The organism is Pseudoalteromonas sp. SIMBA_162 (genome assembly GCF_046535955.1).
GTDB classification, from domain to species: domain Bacteria; phylum Pseudomonadota; class Gammaproteobacteria; order Enterobacterales; family Alteromonadaceae; genus Pseudoalteromonas; species Pseudoalteromonas marina.
On record NZ_JAWJBQ010000485.1, the window covers coordinates 1 to 267 of the forward strand.

Annotated in this window: 1 protein-coding gene; it reads left to right on the forward strand. The window is 58.4% G+C overall.

The window, feature by feature from the left end:
• Nucleotides 1-267: diguanylate cyclase regulator RdcB family protein (locus R0J88_RS20605; RefSeq protein ID WP_410900969.1), on the forward strand; the 267-nt coding region annotated here is incomplete at both ends.

The following is a 267-nucleotide window of genomic DNA, read 5'->3' on the forward strand; positions in this document are numbered from 1 at the left end:
GTCGCGTGCTGGAGTCGGTTTATCCCCGCTTTTTAGTGGATCTGGCGCAGGGCGATGATGCCCGCCTTCCACAAGCCCATCAGCAGCAGTTTCGTGAACGACTGATGCAGGAACTTCTTTCGCGTGTGCAGCTTCAGACATGGACGAACGGCGGCATGTTAAATGCGCCGCTTAGCCTGCGACTGACAATGGTGGAAAAACTGGCGTCGATGCTGGATCCCGGTCATCTGGCGCTGACGCAGATCGCGCAGCATCTGGCGCTGCTGC